The organism is Paenibacillus tabacirhizosphaerae, from assembly GCF_040812395.1.
GTDB lineage: Bacteria > Bacillota > Bacilli > Paenibacillales > NBRC-103111 > Paenibacillus_E.
In genome coordinates this window covers 1-998 of sequence record NZ_JBFNXH010000074.1, presented here as the reverse complement: position 1 = coordinate 998, position 998 = coordinate 1, and the positions used below count along the sequence as shown (strand labels likewise).

The 998-nt window shown below is 57.7% G+C and carries 1 protein-coding gene; it reads left to right on the top strand.

The window, feature by feature from the left end; all coding sequences use genetic code 11:
- A partial coding sequence (locus ABRS97_RS28015; RefSeq protein ID WP_367859148.1) for a non-ribosomal peptide synthetase occupies positions 1 to 998 on the top strand: 998 nt, incomplete at both ends.

Sequence of the window (998 nt, the reverse complement as noted above, 5' to 3'; positions counted from 1 at the left end):
ACCCGTTTGTACGGCTGGCTGCACGATTACCAGATTACAGTGTTCGAATCGACGCCAGCGCTGATCGTTCCGTTTATGGATCATATCGAAAGTCAAGGTCTGGACATCTCCTCGCTGCGCCTGTTGATTACCAGCTCGGACAGCTGCAGTGTGAGGGATTACCGCAGACTGCAGGAGCGTTTCGGCTCGCAGGTGCGCATCATCAACGCCTACGGCGTGACCGAAGCGGCGATTGACTCCAGCTTCTATGACGAGCCGCTGGCGAAGCTGCCGGCTGTGGGTTCTGTACCTATCGGCAAGGCATGGCTGAACGCCCGATTCTATATCGTGGATGCGCACCTGAATCCCGTTCCGGTCGGCGTGGCCGGGGAGCTGTGTATCGGCGGGCCAGGCGTGGCGCGGGGTTACTTGAATCGTCAGGAGCTGACGAGCGAGAAGTTCGTGGTTAATCCGTACATAGCCGGAGAGCGGCTGTACCGCACGGGAGACTTGGCGCGTTGGATGGCGGACGGCAATGTGGACTTTATCGGCCGGATCGACCATCAGGTGAAAATTCGCGGATACCGCATCGAGCTTGGCGAAATCGAGACCGTGATGCTGCGTTTCGCGGACGTCAAGCAGGCCGTGGTCATCGACCTTGCAGACGAGCAAGGAAACAAATATTTAGCGGGCTACGCGGTATGTGCCGAGGAGCTCGATCTCTCCGCGCTGCAAACGTATTTGCAGCAATCGTTGCCGTCGCATATGGTGCCATCGCGTCTGATGGCGCTTGAGACGATGCCGCTGACGTCGAACGGCAAATTGAACCGCAAAGCGCTGCCAGTACCGGAGGAAAGCGTATTTGCTGGCGCGGATTATGTGGCACCCCGTACGACAGTGGAGCAGACGCTCGCCATAATCTGGCAAGCCGTGTTGGGCGTTCGTTCTGTAGGGATTTGGGACAATTTCTTCGAGCTTGGCGGCGATTCGATCAAAGCGCTTCAGGTTTCCTCCAGACT